The sequence below is a fragment of the Streptomyces sp. NPDC047971 genome, from assembly GCF_040653355.1.
GTDB lineage: Bacteria > Actinomycetota > Actinomycetes > Streptomycetales > Streptomycetaceae > Streptomyces.
Window position 1 is genome coordinate 1 of record NZ_JBEZNW010000054.1, and the last position, 20,457, is coordinate 20,457.

Consider the following 20,457-nt stretch of genomic DNA (forward strand, 5'->3'; position numbering starts at 1 on the left):
CGTACCCCCCCCGGCACCCCCGCACTCCCCCCGCGCGCAGCGCAGGCCGCCCCCCCCCCCGGGGCCCCCGCAACCCTTGTTCCCCGGCCCCCCGCGGCGTCTGTCGTCCGTCGTACGCCCCGGCGCCCGGCGTACGTCCTCACGGACGGGCACCGGGCGCGCGGTTCCTCACTGCATCAGGGGCGGGCGGGGCTCCTGGGGCCGCTGAGGCCCCTGGGGGCCCTCCTCGCGGATCACCTCGCCCTGGACGACCTTGCCGTCGGGGCGGCGCATACGGGCCTGCTGGAAGGCGTCCTGGAGGCTGCCCGGAGTCGCGGCGGCGTTCATCCTGCGCTCGGCGGCCCGGTCCGCGTGGCGTCCGAGGAACGTGCGCACGGGCGGGAGGAGCAGCAGCAGACCGGCCGCGTCGGAGATCAGGCCGGGGATCATCAGGAGCAGACCGCCCAGCATCAGGAAGCCGTTGCGGTCGCGCGGGCCCGAGCGGTCGCCGACGTCCGGCGCGACGCCGGACTGAACCGCTTCCTGCGCCTGCTGGAAGGTGTCGGTGAGGTTCTTGAAGGCCCTGCGGCCGGCCCGCTTGATCACCACGGCGCCGAGCACGGCGCCACCGACCAGCAGACCGAAGACCGCCGGCCCGCCGACCGCGTTCGCCACCACGGTGAGCAGCCAGATCTCGAGGACCAGCCAGGCCGCGAGGGCGAGCGGGAGATACGTACGCGCGCGGGAGCGCTTGGGGGCAAGGGGAGGCGGTGCGCCGTTGGTCATGCCCCCCAGTGTGCCTGGACCGTCGCAGGAACGCCGTAAAGGAGAGATCAGTACGCGGAGAGGGGTCAGTTCGCGGACTTGCGGCCGATCAGCTTGCCCACCTTGTTCGCACGGGCCGTCAGACCCCATCCGGTGACCCGCCACAGGGCCTCGACGACGATGTTGCGGCTCATCTTCGAGTCGCCGATCTCGCGCTCCACGAAGGTGATCGGGACCTCGACGACGTGGAAGCCGGCGGCGACGGCGCGGCGGGCGAGGTCGACCTGGAAGCAGTAGCCGGCCGAGGCCACGTCCTCCAGGCCCAGGCCCTCCAGGGTCTCCTTGCGGAAGGCCCGGTACCCGCCGGTGACGTCGCGGATCGGGACGTCGAGCATGACGCGGGAGTACAGGCTGCCGCCACGGGAGATGAACTCGCGGGACTTGGGCCAGTTCACGATCCGGCCGCCGGGCACCCAGCGGGAGCCGAGCACCAGATCGGCTCCCTTGAGGGCGGTGAGCAGCCGGGGCAGCTCCTCGGGCTGATGGGAGCCGTCGGCGTCCATCTCGACGAGGACGCCGTAGCCGTTCTCGATGCCCCAGCGGAAGCCGGCGAGGTAGGCGGCGCCCAGCCCCTCCTTGCCCTTGCGGTGCAGGACGTGGACGTGGTCGTCGTCCGACGCGATCTCGTCGGCGAACTTGCCCGTGCCGTCGGGGCTGTTGTCGTCGGCGACGAGGATGTGCGCCTCCGGTACGGCCGCCCGTACGCGCGAGACGATCGGCTTGATGTTCTCCGCCTCGTTGTAGGTCGGAATGATCACCAAGGCTCTGCCGAGCGGGCCGTAACGCCTCTGGCCACCGTCGTTCACTGCTGCCCCTTCGGATACATACGCGAACCCCCACCATAGCGAGCCCCGGGCTCGGCTCGGTCGCGGCTGCCCGGTTGCGGGGCTCCGTGGGCGCGCACGGCGTGCTGCGCGAGGTGCGGATCGGGGCCCGGCGCCCTTCGGGCCGACCTGGAACCCGCTGGCTGCGGGTCGACCGAGAGCCGTTGTCTACTGAACGTCCGGGCCCCACCCGGGTCGCACCATCCGCCGGAGAAACCTTCCCTCGCCCCCGAGGCGCGGGCGCTGAACCTGGTTCCCGGTGATGGTGAGCCGGTGCGGCACACCATTCCTTGACCCAGCGGCGTTCGACGACTGCGTGGAGGTGAACCCGGTCGGACGTCCTGTGGTGGACTCGCCGAACCTACCGGCCGGTGGCCGCTCGCTGTCAACACTCGTTCGACCTGCGGAGATGACCGATAGTGCCAGGTCAGTGGGGCGGATCCGCAGGTCGTGGACGAGCCGGTTGATCATCGATCGGCGGTACGAAATGTCCCTGTGTCACTCGTTCGGCCGGACGAAGACCGTTTGTCCGGACACCACCGTGCGCAGGCAGACAGGGAGGTCGCCGCCGGGCGTCAGATCGGGCAGGCCGGGCGTCCCCGAGCGCGGATCCGTCGACCAGCGGGCCACCCGGTCGTCGGGCGCCTGCACCACGAGTTCGTCGGCTCGCCAGATCGCGTAGTCGGCGGGGGCGCCCGGGACCAGCGTGCCGGCGTCGTCGCGGCCGACGGCCCGCCAGCCGCCCCGGGTGTGGGCGGTGAAGGCGGCGCGGCCGGAGATCCGGTGCTCGGGGGTGCGGTGGAAGGCGGCCGCGCGCACGGTGCCCCAGGGGTCGAGCGGGGTGACCGGGCTGTCCGAGCCGAACGCCAGCGGCACCCCGGAGCGCAGCAGGGCGGCGTACGGGTTGAGGGTGCGGGCCCGCTCGACGCCGAGACGTTCGGCGTACATGCCCTCCTCGCCGCCCCAGGCCGCGTCGAAGGCGGGCTGCACGGAGGCGGTGAGGCCGAGTTCGGCGAAGGCCGCGATCGTCTCGGGGGTGAGCATCTCGGCGTGCTCGACGCGGTGGCGGGCGGCGCGGATCCGGGCGAGGCCGAGCTTCTCGGCGGCGGCCCGGACACCGTCGACCACGGCCGTCACGGCGGCGTCGCCGATGGCGTGGAAGCCGGCCTGGAGGCCGGCCTCGGTGCAGCCGACGACATGGGCGGCGACCGTGGCGGCGTCGAGGTGGGCGTGGCCGGTGTGGCCGGCGTCCGCGTACGGGTCGTGGAGGCATGCGGTGTGCGAGCCGAGCGAACCGTCGGCGAACAGGTCGCCGGCCGCGCCGACCGCGCCCAGCGCGCGGGCCCGCTCGATGTCGAGGTCGGCCCAGTAGCCGACGACGCGCGGCCCGTGTTCCTCGCGGGCGAGGCCGAGCAGTCCGGTGAAGTCGTCCTCGGAGGAGATCTCGGGTCCGGCGCACTCGTGCAGGGTGCCGATGCCCAGGGAGGCCGCGTGCGCGCGGGCCGCGCGCTGGGCCTCCGTGCGCTGCGCGGGCGAGAGGGCGGCGTAGGCGGCGCGGCGGACGGCGTGGTGGGCGTCGCCGGTCAGCGGCTCGCCGTCGCGGAATCCGGAGAGCTCGCGGATGCCGGGGACGAGGTCGAGCAGGGCGGTGGTGACGACGGCGGAGTGGACGTCGATCCGGGTGAGGTAGAGCGGGCGGCCGCCGGTGACGCGGTCCAACTCGTCGCGGCGCGGCGCCCGGCGCTCGGGCCAGCGCGAGGCGTCCCAGCCGTGCCCGATCAGGATCCGGTCGTCGGGGCGGGCGGCGGCGTGGGCGCGGATCGTCTCCGTCGCCTCGGCGAGCGACGCGGCGGCGGACAGGTCGAGCCCGGTCAGCGCGAGGCCGGTCGCCGTGGTGTGCACGTGCGCGTCGACGAACGCGGGGGTGACGAGCGCCCCTTCGAGGTCGATCACCTCGTCCACCCCGGAGGCGAAGGCGTCGGCCGCACCCTCCGAACCCACCCAGGCGACGTGACCGCGCTCGACCACCATGGCGGTGGCGAAGGGGTCTGCGGGGCTGTGGACGTCTCCACCGCGCAGCAGGACGGTGGAGTGCTCGCTGTCAGGAAGGGACTCGCTCATGGTGACCAGGCTAGATGCGGGGCGGCACCCGGCCGAACGCCGGGCCCGCCGCCCCGGTCGGACGGACGGCGCTACTTCGATGCACGCCCTAGACGCGCGGCGGCCTGGCCTCGTACGGCGTCGACAGGACGACCGTGGTGCGGCTGGACACTCCGGCCTGGGAGCGGATGCGGCTGAGCAGGTGCTCCAGCTCCAGCGGGGTCGCGACGCGGACCTTGAGGATGTAGTTCTCGTCGCCCGCGACGCTGTGGCACGCCTCGATCTCCGGGATGTCGGCGAGCCGGTCCGGGGTGTCGTCGGGGGCGCTGGGGTCGAAGGGTTTGACCGAGATGAAGGCGGTCAGGGGCAGCCCGACGGCCTCCGGGTCCACGACGGCGGCGTAGCCGCGGATGACCCCGCGCTGCTCGAGGCGGCGGACGCGCTGATGCACGGCCGAGGTGGACAGGCCGGTGGCCTTGCCCAGGTCGGTGTAGCTCATGCGCCCGTCCCTGACGAGCAACTCGACGATCTGACGATCCAGCTCCTCCATGCGGTCAACCTATTGCCCCGGGGCGTCATCGGCACAGCCGGGGGCCCTGCGCCAAAGGCATCAATGGGCATCCTCGGGGCACCTGCGACAGGCATGTGACGAAGACCACAGGTTTGCGGCCAGCTCGTACGAGACCTCACGGTTATGCGCCGGGCCGTATGGGAATTGCTTGCTGTGGTCGAGGCCATCCGAACGTGGTCGACCCACCCGAGGGGGAGATTCTCCATGCAGGAGCCTGTTGATTCGGTCGAGACGACCGACGAGCTCGACGCCTACGACACCTTTGAGATGTACCGGGTGGTCTGCCCGGACTGCGTCCAGCCGATCGCGCTGCTCGCGGACGAGGACGTGCTGCCGGAGCACGCGCTGTGCCCGACGCCGTGGAACCCGTTCGTGCTGACGGTCTGCCCCGGCACGGGCCGCGCCGCGGCCGAGGCGCGCCCCGCGGACGAGACGCTGGAGCTCCAGGAGCAGGACACCGCGCTCCTGCTGACGCTCCCTCAGGGTCTCGACTGGCGGACGCAGCCCTTCTCGCACGTCGGCGGTCCGGGCTCGCGTCCGATCAAGGTGCCGCAGATGCGGCGTGCGGCGTAACGACGCCTACCAGTAGCCGCCGCGCACCATCGCCGCGAGCGTGGCGTGGTGCAGGATCAGGCTGTCCGGGTTCTCCGGCACCTGGACCTCTCCGAAGTGCGCCTGGCGGTACGCGACCCTGAGCATCACGATCGCGTGCCGCAGCGCCGCGTAGAGGGTGTGGAACTCCATGTCCCGCGGGGTGTGGCCGGTGAGGTCGGCGTAGCGCCGCTCGATCGCCTCACGGCGCAGGAAGCCGGGCAGTCCGGGCTGGCCGAAGCTCACGGTCAGGTCCTGGAAGAAGCGGTGCAGATAGACGGTCCAGCCGAGGTCCACCTCGCGCGGGGCGAAGGCGGCCATCTCCCAGTCGAGCACGGCGGCGGGCCGGAATCCGTCGTAGACGATGTTCCCGATGCGGGCGTCGCCCCAGTTGAGGACGGCGGGGCCCTCGTCGGCGGGCCAGTTCGCCTCCAGCCAGTCGAAGGCGGACTCGATCAGCGGCGAGGGCGCGAGCCCCTCCACCACCCACGCGTAGTAGGCGCGCTGGGCGTCGACGTGCCGGCGCAGCGGGCTGCCGTGGCCCTCGGGCAGCAGGAACTCGGCCTCCTTCGCGGGGAACTGGTCGTGGAGCCGGGCCAGCACCGAGACCGACTCGGCCTCCAGGCGGGCGCGTTCGGCGTCACTGGCGGAGTGCAGCCAGTTCCCCTCGTACGTGTAGGGCATGACGTCCGGCGGGACCCGGCCCTCGGCGCGGGCCATCACGAAGAACGGTGCGCCGAGCGGCCCCGGCTCGGGTTCGAGCCACAGCACGCGCGGCACGGGAACGTCGGTGTGCCGACCGACCAGGCTCATCACCCGGTGCTGCCGTTCCATGTCGTAGACGGGGAAGATCGTGTACGCGGCGGGGTCGGCGGCCAGCCGCAGGGCGCAGCCGCGTACCGGCGCGTCGGGATGGTCGATGTCGAAGAGCAGCGTCTCGCTGGACATGCCGTTGGAGCCGGGCACGGCGAGGCCGGTGACGCGGGCGCCGGGAAGGACCGGTGCGAGCCACTCGGTGAGTCGACGGCCGAGCTCCTCGGGATCACGGGTGGAGGTACGGGGGCGGGGCGCGGTGGCCATGGGCCGGCTCCTTCTCTGGGGGGCTCGGGTCAGCCGGCGGTGGAGGTGTGGTCGGCGAAGCCGCTCGGGTCGTGGCGGCCGAAGGAGCCGTGCTCGAATATCCCGTACCCGGTGCGCCCTTCGAGGGTGAAGCGGGCCGCGTGGTCGGTGACGCCGAAGGCGGCCATGGGATGGGCGGCGGGGTCGGAGAGGTCGTAGACCCTGCGGTCGATCCAGCCGCGGCCCTGCCAGGTGCCGTGCTGCCAGTCGCTCGCCGGCGGATAGCCGGCGCCGACGGCGAGCGGCGAGGAGGAGAGGATCTCGACCTCCACCTCCAGGGGTTTGCCCGTCGGGTCCGTGAGGTGGACGACGGCGCGCTCGGGATGGCGGGTGCCCGGCCGGTACGTGATGTCCGTGCGGGGCCAGCCGAGTTGGGTGTCGCGCCGGCCGTTCCGTACGACCACGGCCTCGTTGAGGGTGCGGTAGCCGTCGGCGTCCTCCTGCGCAATGACCATGACGAAGCGGTCGTCGAAGCGCATGGGTATCCAGAGCCAGTGGAATCCCTCGGGCCGGAACTCGTCCGCGCGGCCCGGCTCCTCGCCGGGGATGGGCCGGACGCCCCAGCTGCGGTCACGGGTGCCGGTCCACTCCCCCGGGGTGACCGTGAACTCCTCGCCGCCGGCCCGGATGGCGCCCGTGCAGTGGCCGGCCTGGACGAAACGGCGGCCTTCGAGGATGAGCCGGTCGCCCCGGCGCTGGGTGTGGTGGGGCTCCCAGACGGCGGGGAAGTCCCCGCTCCAGGTGAGGTCGAACGAGAGCCCCTCGGGTTCGGCCGGGTCGGCCTCGCAGTGCAGGGTGAGCGTCTTCAGTGGCTCGTCGACGGTGATGCGCAGCGGACCGACGGCGAGGTTCGTCCGGTCGTCGCCGAGGGCGTCGGACGCGCGTACGGCGTGCAGCCGGTCGCCCGTACGGAGCGTGGCGTAGGCGTCGATGACCCCGGCATTGGGGTACACGCCGAGCCCGGCGATGAGGAGCGCCCGGCCCTGGTGGTCGAGGACGTGGAAGATGCAGCGGTCGTAGGCGTTGCGATCGCCGCTGACGTGGTGCTTCATCGAGAGCGGCGCCTGGTGCACCGGGTACTCGTCGAGTGCGACGGGCCGGTCGTCGGCGTGCCGGTCCTCGGACATGGCTGACCTCCTGGTCGGCGAGCGAGATCTGACGGTAAGTCAGAAGACAGGCCGAGTGCCAGAGTCGTGCGGCCCCGGATCGGTCCCGGGTAGCACCCGAACTCCCGCTCGACGGCGTCGGGCGGTGACCCCCGACCGGCCGGGCGCGTTGGGAGGGGCATGACCTCGCTGTACACCACCCCGGTCGGGAGCGGACGGCGTCGCCTCGCTGAGCCGCGCGTTGAAGAATCGGTTCCGCACCAGGCGGCGCACCTCACCGACCCACCCATCTACAAGGCGCTGCTCACCCAGTGGGCCAGCCACGGCCGGACGCTTCCCGGCCGTAGCGACCAGGAGTGGAACCGGCTGATGGCCGCCCCCGTCTGGGTCGACCGCACCGTACGGGCCAGCGGGGTGAGCGGAACCCTGGTCAGCGGGTCTCTGGTCCGACAAGGTGCCGCGCGATGACCATCCGCTGGATCTGATTGGTCCCCTCGACGATCTGCAGCACCTTCGCCTCACGCATGTAGCGCTCGACGGGGAAGTCCGCGGTGTACCCGTAGCCGCCGAGCACCTGCACCGCGTCCGTGGTGATCCGCATGGCCGCGTCCGTGCAGAACAGCTTCGCCATCGCCGCCTGCCGCCCGAAGGGCCGCCCCTCGTCCCGCAGCCGCGCCGCCTCCAGGTACAGCGCGCGGCCCGCCTCGATCTGCGTCGCCATGTCGGCGAGCAGGAAGCGGAGCCCCTGGAAGTCGGCGATCGGCCGGCCGAACTGACGCCGCTCGCCGGCGTACGAGACGGCGTGGTCCAGGGCCGCCTGGGCGACCCCCACCGCGCAGGCCGCGATCCCGAGCCGCCCGGAGTCGAGGGCGGAGAGGGCGATCGTGAACCCCCGGCCCTCCTCGCCGACACGGCGGGCGTCGGGGATCCGCACCCCGTCGAGGTGGAGCTGCGCGGTCGGCGATCCCTTCATCCCCATCTTCCGCTCGGGCGCGGCCGCGCTCAGCCCCGCCGCGTCGCCCGGAACCAGGAACGCGGTGATCCCCTTCGGGCCCTCGGCTCCGGTCCGTGCCATGACCGTGTAGAAGTCGGCGATCCCGCCATGGGTGATCCACGCCTTCGTCCCGGTGAGGACCCACTCCTCGCCGTCCCGGACGGCCTTCGTGCGCAGCGCGGCCGCGTCGGAGCCCGAGGCCGGTTCCGAGAGGCAGTAGGCGCCGAGCAGGCCGCCGCCCAGCATCGCGGGCAGATGCGCGGCCCGCTGCTCCTCGGTGCCGAAGTTCGCGAGCGCGTGGCAGGACAGGGAGTGGACGCTGACGCCGAGACCGACGGTGAGGCGGGCGGCCGCGAGCTCCTCCAGCACCTGGAGGTAGACGGCGTAGGGCTGGTCGCCGCCGCCGTACTCGGAGGCGTACGGGAGTCCGAGCAGTCCGGAGGCGGAGAGCAGGGAGAAGACCTCCCGGGGGAAGCGGCCGGCGTCCTCCTCCTCGGCGGCGCGGGGCGCGATCTCCCGTTCGGTGATCTCCCGGACCAGGGCGAACAGGTCCCCGGCCTCCTCGGTGGGCAGACGGCGTTCCACGGTCTGCGGGGCGCGGTCGGGCATGGCGGCGCACTCCTCCCTCTCGGGCGCTGCGACGGCGCGCGCGGGTGGCGCGGTGCCGCCGGTGGTCACTGCTGCGCCGATGCTGCCCCCGGCGGATCACGCTCGGGGGCGCCAGGCGCCCGTGGCGCGGGGAGTATGCCCGTTCGGCGGCCTCCGTCACACGGGGCGGCGCCTCGGGGTCCGGGCCCGGGAGCACGGCCTCCGTCACACGGGGCGGCGCCTCGGGGTCGGGCTCCGGGGGGACGAGGTCACATCAGTCCAGCCTGGGTGACGAACATGGCGAGGACGACGACCAGGGTCCAGCCCAGGACGTGCTCAAGGATCTTCGGTCCGTCGTCCCGGGGACCGCCGGTGCGGGCACGGGAGCGGGCGGCGGAGTGGGTGGTGGCGGTCATGGCCACCACAGTGCCAGCGGGGGCGGCCGCGGGGTAGAGACGTTCCTCACGCCCCGCGCCGCGCCGGACCCCCGTCAGCGAACGCCGACGGCCGCCAACGCCTTGCGCTGGGCGGGTGTCGGCCGGTCGGGGAAGTACAGGTAGCAGCCCCCTCCTGTGCCGGAGACCACTCTCCCGCTCGCGTTGTACCGCTTGGTACGGAGCCAGATGTTTCCGTTCAACGCAACGCGCAGCCCCCTGGGAGCGTCGGACCCGCGCTGCGGGGCCGGGAGCTGCCCGGGGCAGCCGACTCCTTCGGGCGCAGGCAGGGAGCGCCAAGGGCCCGAGGGCCCATCTCCGGGGTGAGGGCTTTGCGGTCGGGTGGATCAGGGTCTTCATCGTTGCTCCCGTGGATGGGCCACTGCTCTTGGTTGTGTCCGTCCACGGCCCGAAGTCCCTCATCTCTTCGCCGGTTCGGCGCGGCGCTGACGCCGGATCTGTCGGGTCGGTCTCAGCTCGGGCGCGCCGGGCGTGAAGGGTCGGCTCCCCGAATGCACGGATCTCACGGCCTGACAGACTGTGTTGCACGCTGCTCTTCCGATGAAGTCCTGTTGAAGCAATGGGGCTCCTGCGGCGGGCAGGCAACGGACACACGGGGCATGGGGATTCGGCGTGAGCGTGAATTCATCGGGTAAGGGAACTGCCGATGCCGCAGGTGATCTGCGGATCGATCTGCTCGGGTCGGTCCGGGCCCGTCGCGGCAGCGCGCCGCTGGTGCTGGGCCCCGCGCGACGGCAGGCGGTGCTCGCCGCTCTCGTCCTGCGCTCGCCCGACTTCGTGACCTACCAGCAGCTCCTGGACGACGTCTGGGGGGCCACTCCCCCGGGAACCGGACACCGGGTCTTGCCGAGCTATGTCTACGCGCTGCGCAAGACTCTGGACGAGCCGGGCGCTCACGGGGGCCGGTCGGTGATCCGTGGGCAGAACGGCGGCTATCGCCTCATGCCCGGCGAGGTCCGGACCGACACCGCCGAACTCGCCAAGGAGGCTGGGAGCGCCCAGCGGGCGAAGGCCGCCGGCGACCTGGATGCCGCACTCGATCATGGCAGCAGGGCCCTCGATCTGTTCCGCGGGGAGCCTCTGCCCGGTCTGCCAGGTCCGCTCGCTGTTGCCGAACGGCAGCGTCTGGTCCGGCAACGGCGCGCGCTGCTCCAGGACCGCGCGGAGTGTCTGGTGTTGCTCGGTGACTACCCGGCTGCTTTGGACACCCTCCTGTCGACGCACCTCTCACTGCCGCACGATGAGCCGCTCGCCGCGCTGCGGATGCGTGCCCTGTACGGCAGCGACCGCCAGGCCGAGGCGCTCTCCGTGTACTCCGAGACGCGCCGCCGGCTCATCGACGAGCTGGGCGTGGAACCCGGCGAGGAGCTGCGCCGCATACACCAGGCCGTCCTGCGCCGGGACGAGCTGCCGTTGCTCGGCCGGACCGTCCGCCCGCGCCCAGCGGCAGCCTTCGCCCCCGGGCGACCCGAGCCCCAGGACCCCTCGCGCGGGCACGCGGCCTCCGGTGACCGAGACGGCCTCCCCAGCGGAACCGACCCGTCTCACGCTTCCGCAGGGTCCGATCTCACCGGCCTCCCCGGCCGGCCCCGTGCTTGGCGCGGTCGCAACGAACTTCCCGGCGACATCGCCTGCCTGGTCGGGCGCGAGAAGGAGCTCGCTCTCCTCACCACCCCTGTGTCGCCGGACGCGGTCTCCGTAATGACGGTCGATGGCACAGCGGGCGTGGGAAAGACCGCCTTGGTGGTGCGTGCCGCCTGGACGCTCGGCGACGCCCACCCCGACGGGTGCCTCTTCGTGGACCTGCACGCACACGGCGCCGCCCACGAGGACGTCACCCCGCAGCGGGCCCTGCGCCGGCTGCTCCGTGCGGTTCGCGCCGCCGACGACGTAAGCCCGGAACGTGCGAACGAGCCTCACGGACCCGGCGATGCCGCAGACAACCTGGCAGATCTCGTCACAGCCTGGCGCGGCGCCACCAGTGGCTTGCGGCTGCTGCTGGTCGTGGACAACGCACGTAGCGCCGAGCAGGTGCGTCCGCTGGTGCCGGCAGGACCGGGCAGTCGAGTCCTGGTCGTCGGCCGTCAGCGTCTGACCGGCCTCGACGCCGACCTGCGGCTCACGGTGGAGCCGCTGGGTACGGGCGCTGCCGTCGGACTGCTCCGCGAGCTCGTCGGCGAGGTGCGGGCCGACGGGGAGCCTGAGGCGGCGCGTGAACTTGCCGGGCGGTGTGGCGGCCTGCCCCTGGCACTGCGGATCGCGAGTGCGAGGCTGCAGAGCCGGCCGTCCTGGAGCCTGGCGTTTCTCGCCGGCCGGATGTCCGACGACGCGCACGGTCTCGCCGAGCTGCGGGCAGAGGATCGCAGTGTGGAGGCCGCCTTCCGGGTCTCGTACGACCAGCTCGGCCCGGAATTGCGGCGTGGTTTCCGCGCGTTGGGAACGAACCCCACCGTACGCTTCGACCGGCTCACGCTCGCCGCCATGCTGGGCGGCTCCCGCGAGGAGGCCGAGGATGTCCTGGAGGATCTGGTCGACGCCAGCCTCGTGCAGCAACCGCATCCTGGCCGATACCGGCTGCACGATCTCGTCAAGGCGCATGCGCGCCGCCTGGCCGGTGAGGCCCCCGAAGTAGCTGCGGCAGACCGCGACGCCGTCTTGCACCTCTACACCGTGGCGGGCCGCATGGCGAGCGACTGGGGGCCCGGCGGCTTTCCCGCACTCGCCACCGGTTCGGCCGCCCCCCGCTCGACCCCCGCCTGTTCGCCGTTCGCCGGGTGGCGGGAGGCGTCGGCGTGGCTGAGCTCCATGGGTGGTGAACTCGTCGATGTCGTGGCCTTCGCCGCAGCCGGCGGCCACGCCGACCACGCGTGTCTGCTCGCAGAAGCCCTCGTCGACCACCTGGCCGGGCACGGTCACCACCAAGAATGCCGTACTGCCCTGGAACTCGCCCTGGCGTGCGCGGATGCCACCACCGATCGACGGATGCCCGCGGCGCTGCGCAACTGCATGGGTGTCATCGATGTCTACCAGGGACGATTCCGGCAGGCAGGAACATGGTTCGCCGAGGCCCTGCGACACAGCCGCGCGGGGGGCGACGTGCGAGAAGAGGCTCGCGCGATCGCCGGGACGGGCGTCGTGCTGGGGCAGCTGGGGAACATCGAGGAGGCGCTTTCCGGCCTGGACAAGGCGGTAAGGCTGGCATCCGACCTCGCCGACGACTGGCTGACGGGGGTGTCCCACTGCAACCTCGGCGCCATCCATCACCGGCTGGGACGGTACGAAGAGGCACTCTGGCACTACAGAACCGCCCTGGCACTCGCGGAGAAGAACGGCCGGCCCAGGACGATCAGCAGCACCCTGTGCTTCGTGGCCGAGAGCGAGCTGGCGCTCGGCCGGTACGAGGTGGCCACCAACCTGCTGAGGAGGGCCGCCTCACTGGCCGGTGAGGTCGAGAACCTGCCACTGCGCGCGGCGACCCTGTCACGGCTTGCTGCCGCGGAGCACACCCGAGGCGACCTGCGCTCGGCCGTGGACCTCCACCACGAGGCGCTGTCGACGCTCACCCCACACACGAGCACATGGCTGGAGATGGAAGTGCGCATCCGGCTCGGCAGCACCTACGCGGCAACGGGCCGTCACACCGACGCACAGCAGGAGTTCCGGGCCGCTCTGGCCCTGCCCGGAGCCGACGACCACGCCCGCGAATACGGGATGGCACGCGAGGGACTGGAAGCCACGGGCACCGTCCGGGCGACCCCACCCGCCGGCCTCCTGACCACACGCCCGACGTCTCCACAAGACGACGTGGCGCGACACAAGCAGTGACCGTCCGTCAGCCGGACTCGCGGCACCTCCTGGCAGGCGCGACGAGGGTGCGACCACGGGGTTCATGAACCCTGCAGCCCGATTTCAGCGCCGGACCATGGGAGTGCCCCACAGTGGCACTCGAGGCCGGAGTTGTGGATCCACCACATCACCGTGGCGATGATGGGATTCCCGGGGGTAGGGGCGGCATGACCGGATCAGGCACGGCTGCATGGCTCGGCGCACAGCAGGCCACCTACGTAGCCATTCGCCCGCCGTGGACCGGATACGTACTGGGGGGCATCGTCCTCCTGGGCGGAGGCACACCGCTGCTGATCACGATGGTCGTGGCACTCGGCGCTTCGATACCGCTGCTGGCCTTCTCACTCATGTACGTGGCGTTCGGATGGATGCTGATCGACAAGATCAGACTGGCCCGGCGCGGCAAGGACGCGCGGCTCGACCTCTTCCAGCACGGCGCGGTGGTGACCACCCACGACGGCAAGGCCCACACCTTCGGCTGGGACTCCGTCCAGGTCCACCAGGACGTGCTCCACTCGCGGAAGAACGGCATCACAGAATCCAGCCATGTGTACACGCTCATCGGTGAGGACGGCATGGCCCTCACCATCGGCGACACCCGCAGGACGTCGACCTCCCGCTACGCGGGCATCGTCACCCATGTACAGGGAGCGGAGTTCACCGATCCCGAACAATGGGGACCGGCCATCGTGCAGGCAGTCAGCGAATCCCAACTGCGCGGCGCCATGGAAGACGTGGCGCGCGGGCAGGAACTCATCTTCAACACGATCAGGCTGAGCCTGAACGGGGTGGAATTCAAAGGACGGACCCTGCCGTGGGCCCGCATACGCGACATGCGGCCTGTCAACGGCCGTCTCCACGTCAAGGAGGAGGGCCGACGGCTCCTCGCGATGGACGTCCCGGTGTCGTCGATCCCGAACTTCCCGGTCTTCTCCACCGTGGCCAAGAGACTGCACGAAGCCACACGACAGTCCTAGGGCGTGTTTCGAAAGCCCCGCCTGCCCCGCGACGCCTGGGCAAGCGCATTCGCGACCGTCGGGAACAGGGCGAAGTCCCACCTCCGCCGTGCACCGCGCACGGGTCAATTCCGCATGTGATCACACACCTACCTGGAAGATTCGCGTAGCCATGGTGGAGCCTCTGGCCCCTTCGGATCCCCGGCGCATCGGCCCGTACCAGCTCGAAGGGCGACTCGGCGCGGGCGGCATGGGGCAGGTCTTTCTCGGAACATCGGCGGCCGGACGCAGGGTCGCGGTGAAAGTCGTCCGGACGGAGCTCGCGGCCACCGCTCGGTTCCGCGCACGATTCGCCCGTGAGGTCGAGGCGGCGCGGCGGGTGGGCGGATTCCACACCGCCCAGATCGTCGACGCCGATCCCGAGGCCGCTTCGCCCTGGCTGGCCGCCGAGTACATCCCCGGCCCCACGCTCCAGCAGGTCGTCACCGCACAAGGCCCGCTCCCTCCCGCTGCCGTGCTCCGCCTGGGTGCCGGAATCGCCGAGGGCTTGGCCGCGGTCCACAACTGCGGGCTTGTGCACCGGGACGTGAAGCCCGGCAACGTCATACTCGCCGCCGACGGCCCGCGCATCATCGACTTCGGGATCGCGCACACCCCCGACGCCGGGCCGATGACGCACACGGGCACCGTCATCGGCACCTACGCCTACATGTCGCCCGAGCAGATCCGCGCCCCCGCCCGGGTGACCCCCGCCAGCGACGTCTTCTCCCTGGGCTCGGTGCTCGCCTTCGCTGCCACCGGCCGGGGCCCGTTCGACGCGTCGACCGTCCTGGCGATCATCCACCGGGTCACGAGCGAGGCACCCGTACTCACCGACATCGCCGTGGGCAGCCCTCTGCACGCCTTGGTCTGCCACTGCCTCGCCAAGAATCCCACCCAGCGCCCACCGACCGCAGAGCTCCTGCGCCGGTTGGCTGTCACAGCCCCCACCCCACCTCCCGTACCGGCCATGCCTCCGGCGAATCCCCCGCTTCCGGCCACAGCTCCCGTCGACGACCGTCCGATCCGGCGCCGCTCCGTACTGTTCGGCGGGCTTGCCGCCGCGACGGCCGTGGCCGCCGTGCCCACCGCCTTCGTGCTGTGGCCGAAGGACGCCCCACCCGCCGAGGCGAAGGACAAGCCGAAGGCGAGCAAGAGCCCCGACCGGGACATCACCAGGCCCGTCGGCGAACTCAAGGGCCACGAAGGGGACATCGAGAGCCTGGCGGTGAGCCGGGACGGAAAGTTCCTCGCCACGGGCGGCTACGACACGACGCTGAAGCTGTGGGACCTCACCGCGCGCCGTGAGAAAGCCACCTTCGAAGGCCACACCAAGGCCGTCTGGGCGGTGGCCTTCAGCGCCGACGGCACCACCCTGTACTCCGGCGCCCTCATGGAGCTGCTCGCCTGGGACGCGAACAGCGGGGCCCCGAAGAAGAAGCTGACTGCGTACGGGAGTGAGGACGACTTCGTCAGGTGCCTGGCCGTGAGCCCGGACGGCAAGACCCTCGCCGTCGGCGTCGGCGACCGGATCCAGCTGATGGACCCGGTCACGGGCCGGGTCCGCGAGACGCTTGAAGGGAAGGCGGGGAGCATCGCCTTCAGCCCGGACGGCAAGACCCTCGCCGGTGTCGCCGGCGAAGAGAGCGCGAACGGCATCCGGCTGTGGGACGCCGAGGACGGCCGCCTGCTGAAGACCCTGCGCGACGGTGAGTTCGAGAACCACTCCGAGGTGGCGTTCAGCCCCGACGGTAGGACTCTCATCGCGAGCGGACTCGGCGTCCAGCTGTGGGACGTGGCATCCGGAAGACTCACCAGGAAGCTCACCGATCAACACAAGCACCTCGACAGCGCGGCGTACCGTCCCGCCGACGCCGGGACTTCGGGCAAGGCGATCGTCGTGGGCGGCGGCCGCTTCGTGGAGACCGAGAAGACCGACACCGTCGGCCGCACGGTCAGCGTCTGGGACGCGGCCAGCGGAAATCTCGCCACCACCCTGGTCGTCGGCGATCCGAAGACCCCGATGCGGGCCTCCATCGGCCGCCTTGCCTTCACCCCGGACGGCCACACTCTGGCGGGTGTGTGCACCCCGGCGCACGGCGAGGACGGGATGGAGCCGTCGATCCAGCTGTGGAAGCTGCCGTGAGCGGCAGTGCCGGAGAGACCACTCACGCCACCACCTCACTCCCGACCCCTCTGATCCTCCCCGCACCGGACGGAACCCATGGACGCACTCAGGCCCGACGATCCGCAGTGGGTCGGCCCCTACCGCTTGGACGGACGGCTCGGGGAGGGAGGCATGGGATCGGTCTTTCTCGGTACGTCGCCGGGCGGCCGGAAGGTCGCGGTCAAGCTGATCAAGCGAGAGCTCTCGGCGGCCCCGCAGTTCCGGGAGCGGTTCGCCCGCGAGGTGGACGCGGCGCGGCGGGTGGGCGGCTTCCACACCGCGCAGGTGGTCGACGCCGATCCCGGGGCCGAGTCCCCGTGGCTGGTCACGGCGTTCATCCCGGGCCCGACGCTGTATGAAGTCGTCGCCAAGAACGGACCGCTGGACGCCCCCGCCGTGCGGCGGCTCGGTGCGGGGCTCGCGGAAGGGCTCACCGCGATCCACAAGTGCGGCCTTGTGCACCGGGACCTGAAGCCGGGCAACGTGATCATCTCCGACGACGGGCCGCGCGTCATCGACTTCGGTATCGCCCGCGCCATGGACGCCAGCTCGCTCACCGCGACGGGCACAGTCGTCGGCACCTACCCGTACATGTCGCCGGAGCAGATCCGCGCCGACCGGGCGGGGGTGGCGAGCGACGTGTTCTCGCTCGGCTCGGTACTCGCGTTCGCCGCGACCGGGCGCGGGCCGTTCGACGCGCCCACGCTGATCGAGATCGTCCAGCGCATCCTGGACGAACCGCCCGCGCTCGACGGTATCGACGACGCTGCGCTGCGGGAGCTGCTCGCCGCGTGCCTGGCCAAGGCCCCCGAGGCGCGGCCGGCCGTCGATGAGCTGCCCGGGCGCTTCGCGACAGGTGCGGCCGCCGGCGGGGCCGGGGCTGGGGGGCCGCGGCCGGTGGGAGCCGGCCCGGTAGATCCTCGTATCCCCATGCTTCCCGCGGCTGCCGTGTCCCCTCAGGTGACCCACCCGCCGACCGTCGCCGTGGCCCCCAGTGCTCCGCCGCCGGGGTTCGGGCCGGTGAGCACCACCGAAGACGCGGGCGACAGGCCGCGCCCGGGTGCGCTGTCGCGGCGCACGCTCCTGTTCGCCGGGCTCGGGACGGCGGCAGCAGCCACGGCGGTCGGGGTGCCGATCCTGCTGCGTGACAACGACAAGGCAGGCGGAACCTCCGACGCCGGCGACAAGCCCGGCCCCACGCAGGGCACTTCGAAGCCGGACAAAGCCGAAGAGGTCATCCACCTCGAGGGCCTCGAAGACGGGCGGGTGCTCGCCTTCAGCGAGGACGGCAAGCAGCTGTACGGCGCCGACACCGACACCATCCGGCGTTGGAATCCGAGCACCGGGGCAGGCGACCCGGTCCACATCGGCGCCCGGAAGTTCTTGCAGGCCGCGGTGTTCAGCCGGGACCTCGGCTTCCTGGTCAGGGCGGAGGAGGGCAGGGTCCGCATCTGGGACACGACCACCGGCAAGATCGTGCATACGTTCACGCTGTCCACCACGAGCGGTACGAGCCAGGAGGGCTGGCCCACGGACCTGGCGATCAGCGCGGACGGTAAGAGGCTGGCCGCGAGCACCGGGGAGGGGCTGCACCTTTGGGAGCTGCCGTCCGGCAAGCACACGGCCGTCTCCCTGGACGACCCTGGCGGCCCTGTGGCGTTCCGCGGCGACGGTGAGATGCTGGTCAACGGTGGGAATTCCCTGGTGACCCTGACCCCCGCGGGCAAGTCCACCGGCACGGTCAAGGACGGCAACAACGCCGAGGTCGCCGTGTTCAGCCCGGACGGGAGCGTCCTCGCCTTCGGCAAGGGCGACGGCCACATCGTGCTGTGGAACACCGAGTCCCGCTCGGAGGTCGTCCGGTTCAAGGGCGGGGCCGAGGTCCTCGCGTTCCATCCGGAGGGACGCCTTCTGGTCAGCGGCGCCGGCACGACCGTCCAGGTGTGGGACACGGTCGCGGGGAAGGAAGTCGGCGGCTACGAGTGCCCCAGCCAGGTCGGGGCGGTGGCCGTCAGCCCGGACGGCAAGACCGTGGCGATCGGCCTCGGCATGGCGATCAGCTATGAAGCCAAGGACTCGGTTCTGCTCTGGCGGATGCCCTGACGCAGCCGGGAACCGGACTCAGAAGGAGAGGAGCAGTGCCAGGTAGTGCGTGTCGTCCTCGACGACGTGCGGCACGCCCACCGATGCCGACCGCGTCGATGTCAGGGAGCGAAGGAGAGCATGCGGGGTTCGTGCTGGGCGTCGTCGCCGTGCAGACCGGCGGGCGCGATCACGAGCCGGTCACCCACGTAGGCGTTCTCCCCGACGACCGCCATCCCGAATTCGAGCTTCGCGGTGGACGCCGGGAGCCGCAGCACGTCCTTGATCGTGTCCACGCCGCCGGGTCCGACCCGGAAGACCCGCCCGGCATCGCTGTATGTGCCCGGCTGGTAGACGATCCCCGTCCTGCCCGGTCCGACGCGCAGAGGGTAGTAGCCGTTCGAGGTCCCCTCGGACTTCACGCCCCAGACGAGTTTCCCTGTGCCGAGGTCGTAGGCGCCGACGCGGTCGGTGCCGCCCAGGAGCACGAGGCCGCCGCCGACGACGGCCTCCCGACACGACTGGGCGTTGGCGCTCGTGTTGAGGGAGTCTCCGCAGTGCTTGAACCCCTTCGGCCGGGGGTCGATGGTCCTGCGGACCTTGCCGTCGGGTCCGAGGGCGACGACCCGCCAGTCGTCCGCATGGGTCTCCCGATGCGCGGTGGTGATCACGGCCGGTGAGACGGAGAGCACTTGGCCGATCCTCCTCCCCGGCTCCGTCCGGTAGCGCCAGCGAACCTTGCCCGTGGCCGGGTCGATCTCCCGGACCTGGTCGTACGCCTTCTCCAGCGCGGTGATCGCGCAGTCGGCGACCACGAGGAGCCGGCTGCCGCCCGCCACCCTGCCGGGGTAGCACTTCCCGGGGTTCTCCAGGGGAATGTCGTACAGCTTCTTCCCGTCGGCCACCTGGTAGGCGGCGGCCTTCATGCTCTGGACGATCGCGACGGTGCCGCCGCTGATCGCGCTGTCCACGATGATCGTGCCGTCCCCCGCGCCCGTCTCGGTCAACTCCTTGTGCCAGCCCACCTTTCCGGTGCGCAGGTCGATCATCCGGAGCTGGTTGCACCGGGCGCCGGTCCAGGCCTCGACGTTCTGCAGGACGATGACGACCTTGCCGTCGGGGGCCGCGTTGACCGGGGTCTCGCAGACGGGGGTCGGGAGGTCGACGCTCCACAGCTGAGCGCCGTCGCTGAGCCGGTGGGCGACGACCCTCTTGTAGATGGCCTGGACGGCGGTGTCGCCGACGATCCAGAGGTCCTCGGTCGGGATGTTCCGGCGGGGCAGGTCGGTGCGGTCGTCGACGATCCACGCGCTCGCCTCGCCGGCCTTACGGCGCTGCGCGATCTCCGCGGTGGTGAGGATGCGGGTGGGCGAAGGGGTAGGGCGGGCACTCGCCGTGGGGGGCGCCGTGGTCGACGGCGCCCCGCTCTCCGAACCGGCACCGCCCTGCCCGGTGCTGTGCGATCCCGCACGGTCCGGTCCCGAGCGCTCACCGACGGCGTACACGCCGGCGCCGGCGAGCAGCAGCAGGGCGAGGGCCACGGCAGCCACCGGCCACCGCCGATGGCGCGGGCGGGGCCGCGGCGGACCATAGCCCTCGGGTGCGTACGGATTGTCCGGAACAGGCCACGACGGCGGACGGTGTTTGTACCAGGGCTCGTTCGACTGCGACATCCGGTTTCTTCCTACGACGACGAGGGCGGCCTCCCCGTAGTGCTGGCATCCGGGGAGCTGTTCTGAGCGAGGGCTACGGTGGTCAGGTCCGCGTGGGCGCGCCCTGTAGAGGACCGCGAAGCACGGGATCGGCGACGTCGGACGGGGTCGGGGTCGGGTGACCTTTCTCGATGACAGGGTCGACCGCCGGGCGGAGCCCGCTGCCGCGTCCGCGACGGACTGGCATGGCCGGGCCCGTGGCGAGGCGTCTTGGAGCAGCCCCTGACCTCGCCACCGAGTCGGGTTTGCCGACCCGTTCCTCCCGGTGCTCGCACGGGCCGGGCAGGAAGGCAACGCGACCTGGCCAGGCAGGGCCGACCACGGGCCAGACAGACTCTGGCGCACCGCGCTGCACTTCCGATGAAGTCCTGTTGAAACGAGCTCTGACGGCTGCGACAGGTCGGAAAGCCAAGCAGATCAGCGCAGTGGCCAACTCTCCCCACCGGCAGGGCCTGACCGGCCTTCGTCGGCATCCCGCGGCGCCTCGGGATCTTCGTACGTCT

At 71.8% G+C, this 20,457-nt stretch carries 15 protein-coding genes and 1 pseudogene; 6 read left to right on the top strand and 10 right to left on the bottom strand.

Features of this window, described 5'->3' with window-relative positions:
- Positions 1-168: 168 nt before the first annotated feature.
- The 4 genes from fxsA to AB0D99_RS32480 form a co-directional block, all read right to left on the bottom strand.
- Positions 169-765 carry an FxsA family membrane protein gene (fxsA, locus tag AB0D99_RS32465; protein WP_362370593.1) on the bottom strand — a complete coding sequence of 199 codons (597 nt, stop codon included), beginning with the start codon at positions 763-765 and terminating at the stop codon, positions 169-171.
- Between the two features lie 65 nt (positions 766-830).
- Positions 831-1,610 (bottom strand): polyprenol monophosphomannose synthase, encoded by a 780-nt coding sequence (locus tag AB0D99_RS32470; RefSeq protein WP_362370596.1) that lies wholly within the window; start codon positions 1,608-1,610, stop codon positions 831-833.
- 516 nt (positions 1,611-2,126) lie between these two features.
- Positions 2,127-3,749 carry an amidohydrolase gene (locus AB0D99_RS32475; RefSeq protein WP_362370599.1) on the bottom strand — a complete coding sequence of 541 codons (1,623 nt, stop codon included), beginning with the start codon at positions 3,747-3,749 and terminating at the stop codon, positions 2,127-2,129.
- Between the two features lie 88 nt (positions 3,750-3,837).
- Complete coding sequence (locus AB0D99_RS32480; protein WP_137990589.1) at positions 3,838-4,278, bottom strand: Lrp/AsnC family transcriptional regulator; 441 nt, start codon at positions 4,276-4,278, stop codon at positions 3,838-3,840.
- Positions 4,279-4,503: 225 nt separating this feature from the next.
- Between AB0D99_RS32480 and AB0D99_RS32485 the strand changes: the two genes are divergently transcribed.
- On the top strand, positions 4,504-4,872 hold the full coding sequence (locus AB0D99_RS32485; RefSeq protein ID WP_362370602.1) for a hypothetical protein: 369 nt from the start codon (positions 4,504-4,506) through the stop codon (positions 4,870-4,872).
- Between the two features lie 6 nt (positions 4,873-4,878).
- On the opposite strand, the gene AB0D99_RS32490 is transcribed toward AB0D99_RS32485, so the two are convergent.
- Positions 4,879-5,970, bottom strand: a complete 1,092-nt coding sequence (locus AB0D99_RS32490) for a phosphotransferase family protein (protein ID WP_362370605.1) — start codon at positions 5,968-5,970, stop codon at positions 4,879-4,881.
- 29 nt (positions 5,971-5,999) lie between these two features.
- Positions 6,000-7,136, bottom strand: a complete 1,137-nt coding sequence (locus AB0D99_RS32495) for a hypothetical protein (protein ID WP_362370608.1) — start codon at positions 7,134-7,136, stop codon at positions 6,000-6,002.
- A gap of 159 nt (positions 7,137-7,295) precedes the next feature.
- Between AB0D99_RS32495 and AB0D99_RS32500 the strand changes: the two genes are divergently transcribed.
- Entirely contained in the window at positions 7,296-7,583 is a 288-nt protein-coding gene (locus AB0D99_RS32500; RefSeq protein WP_362370611.1) for a hypothetical protein, read from the top strand.
- Here the strand turns inward: AB0D99_RS32500 and AB0D99_RS32505 are convergent.
- The 3 genes and pseudogenes from AB0D99_RS32505 to AB0D99_RS32515 all read right to left on the bottom strand — a co-directional run.
- Positions 7,546-8,718, bottom strand: coding sequence for an acyl-CoA dehydrogenase family protein (locus AB0D99_RS32505; RefSeq protein WP_362370613.1), 1,173 nt, complete (start codon positions 8,716-8,718; stop codon positions 7,546-7,548). The genes AB0D99_RS32500 and AB0D99_RS32505 overlap by 38 nt on opposite strands.
- Before the next feature lie 248 nt (positions 8,719-8,966).
- Positions 8,967-9,113, bottom strand: a complete 147-nt coding sequence (locus tag AB0D99_RS32510; RefSeq protein WP_362370616.1) for an SCO1431 family membrane protein — start codon at positions 9,111-9,113, stop codon at positions 8,967-8,969.
- Between the two features lie 74 nt (positions 9,114-9,187).
- A pseudogene (locus tag AB0D99_RS32515) lies at positions 9,188-9,325 on the bottom strand (peptidase C39 family protein); the annotation flags it as partial.
- A 439-nt stretch (positions 9,326-9,764) separates the two neighbouring features.
- Here AB0D99_RS32515 and AB0D99_RS32520 point away from each other — a divergent pair.
- The 4 genes from AB0D99_RS32520 (at position 9,765) to AB0D99_RS32535 (ending at position 18,263) form a co-directional block, all read left to right on the top strand.
- The gene (locus AB0D99_RS32520; RefSeq protein WP_362370619.1) at positions 9,765-12,977 is read left to right on the top strand and encodes a BTAD domain-containing putative transcriptional regulator; all 3,213 of its coding nucleotides are present in this window, start codon (positions 9,765-9,767) and stop codon (positions 12,975-12,977) included.
- A 188-nt stretch (positions 12,978-13,165) separates the two neighbouring features.
- Positions 13,166-13,975 carry a DUF6585 family protein gene (locus AB0D99_RS32525; protein WP_362370622.1) on the top strand — a complete coding sequence of 270 codons (810 nt, stop codon included), beginning with the start codon at positions 13,166-13,168 and terminating at the stop codon, positions 13,973-13,975.
- Between the two features lie 151 nt (positions 13,976-14,126).
- Positions 14,127-16,139 (top strand): serine/threonine-protein kinase, encoded by a 2,013-nt coding sequence (locus tag AB0D99_RS32530; RefSeq protein WP_362370625.1) that lies wholly within the window; start codon positions 14,127-14,129, stop codon positions 16,137-16,139.
- 78 nt (positions 16,140-16,217) lie between these two features.
- Positions 16,218-18,263: a protein kinase gene (locus AB0D99_RS32535; RefSeq protein ID WP_362370628.1), complete on the top strand. Its 2,046-nt coding sequence runs from the start codon at positions 16,218-16,220 to the stop codon at positions 18,261-18,263.
- A 101-nt stretch (positions 18,264-18,364) separates the two neighbouring features.
- Here the strand turns inward: AB0D99_RS32535 and AB0D99_RS32540 are convergent, their stop codons facing one another.
- Positions 18,365-19,792, bottom strand: coding sequence for a PQQ-binding-like beta-propeller repeat protein (locus AB0D99_RS32540; protein ID WP_362370631.1), 1,428 nt, complete (start codon positions 19,790-19,792; stop codon positions 18,365-18,367).
- Between the last annotated feature and the right edge of the window lie 665 nt (positions 19,793-20,457).

Bases quoted from the DNA above. Each gene is read 5' to 3' on its own strand.
- AB0D99_RS32495 (WP_362370608.1), bottom strand. From the start codon at position 7,136: ATGTCCGAGGACCGGCACGCCGACGACCGGCCCGTCGCACTCGACGAG.
- AB0D99_RS32510 (WP_362370616.1), bottom strand. From the start codon at position 9,113: ATGACCGCCACCACCCACTCCGCCGCCCGCTCCCGTGCCCGCACCGGC.
- AB0D99_RS32480 (WP_137990589.1), bottom strand. From the start codon at position 4,278: ATGGAGGAGCTGGATCGTCAGATCGTCGAGTTGCTCGTCAGGGACGGG.
- AB0D99_RS32485 (WP_362370602.1), top strand. From the start codon at position 4,504: ATGCAGGAGCCTGTTGATTCGGTCGAGACGACCGACGAGCTCGACGCC.
- AB0D99_RS32530 (WP_362370625.1), top strand. From the start codon at position 14,127: ATGGTGGAGCCTCTGGCCCCTTCGGATCCCCGGCGCATCGGCCCGTAC.
- AB0D99_RS32535 (WP_362370628.1), top strand. From the start codon at position 16,218: ATGGACGCACTCAGGCCCGACGATCCGCAGTGGGTCGGCCCCTACCGC.
- AB0D99_RS32505 (WP_362370613.1), bottom strand. From the start codon at position 8,718: ATGCCCGACCGCGCCCCGCAGACCGTGGAACGCCGTCTGCCCACCGAG.
- AB0D99_RS32490 (WP_362370605.1), bottom strand. From the start codon at position 5,970: ATGGCCACCGCGCCCCGCCCCCGTACCTCCACCCGTGATCCCGAGGAG.
- fxsA (WP_362370593.1), bottom strand. From the start codon at position 765: ATGACCAACGGCGCACCGCCTCCCCTTGCCCCCAAGCGCTCCCGCGCG.
- AB0D99_RS32525 (WP_362370622.1), top strand. From the start codon at position 13,166: ATGACCGGATCAGGCACGGCTGCATGGCTCGGCGCACAGCAGGCCACC.
- AB0D99_RS32475 (WP_362370599.1), bottom strand. From the start codon at position 3,749: ATGAGCGAGTCCCTTCCTGACAGCGAGCACTCCACCGTCCTGCTGCGC.
- AB0D99_RS32500 (WP_362370611.1), top strand. From the start codon at position 7,296: ATGACCTCGCTGTACACCACCCCGGTCGGGAGCGGACGGCGTCGCCTC.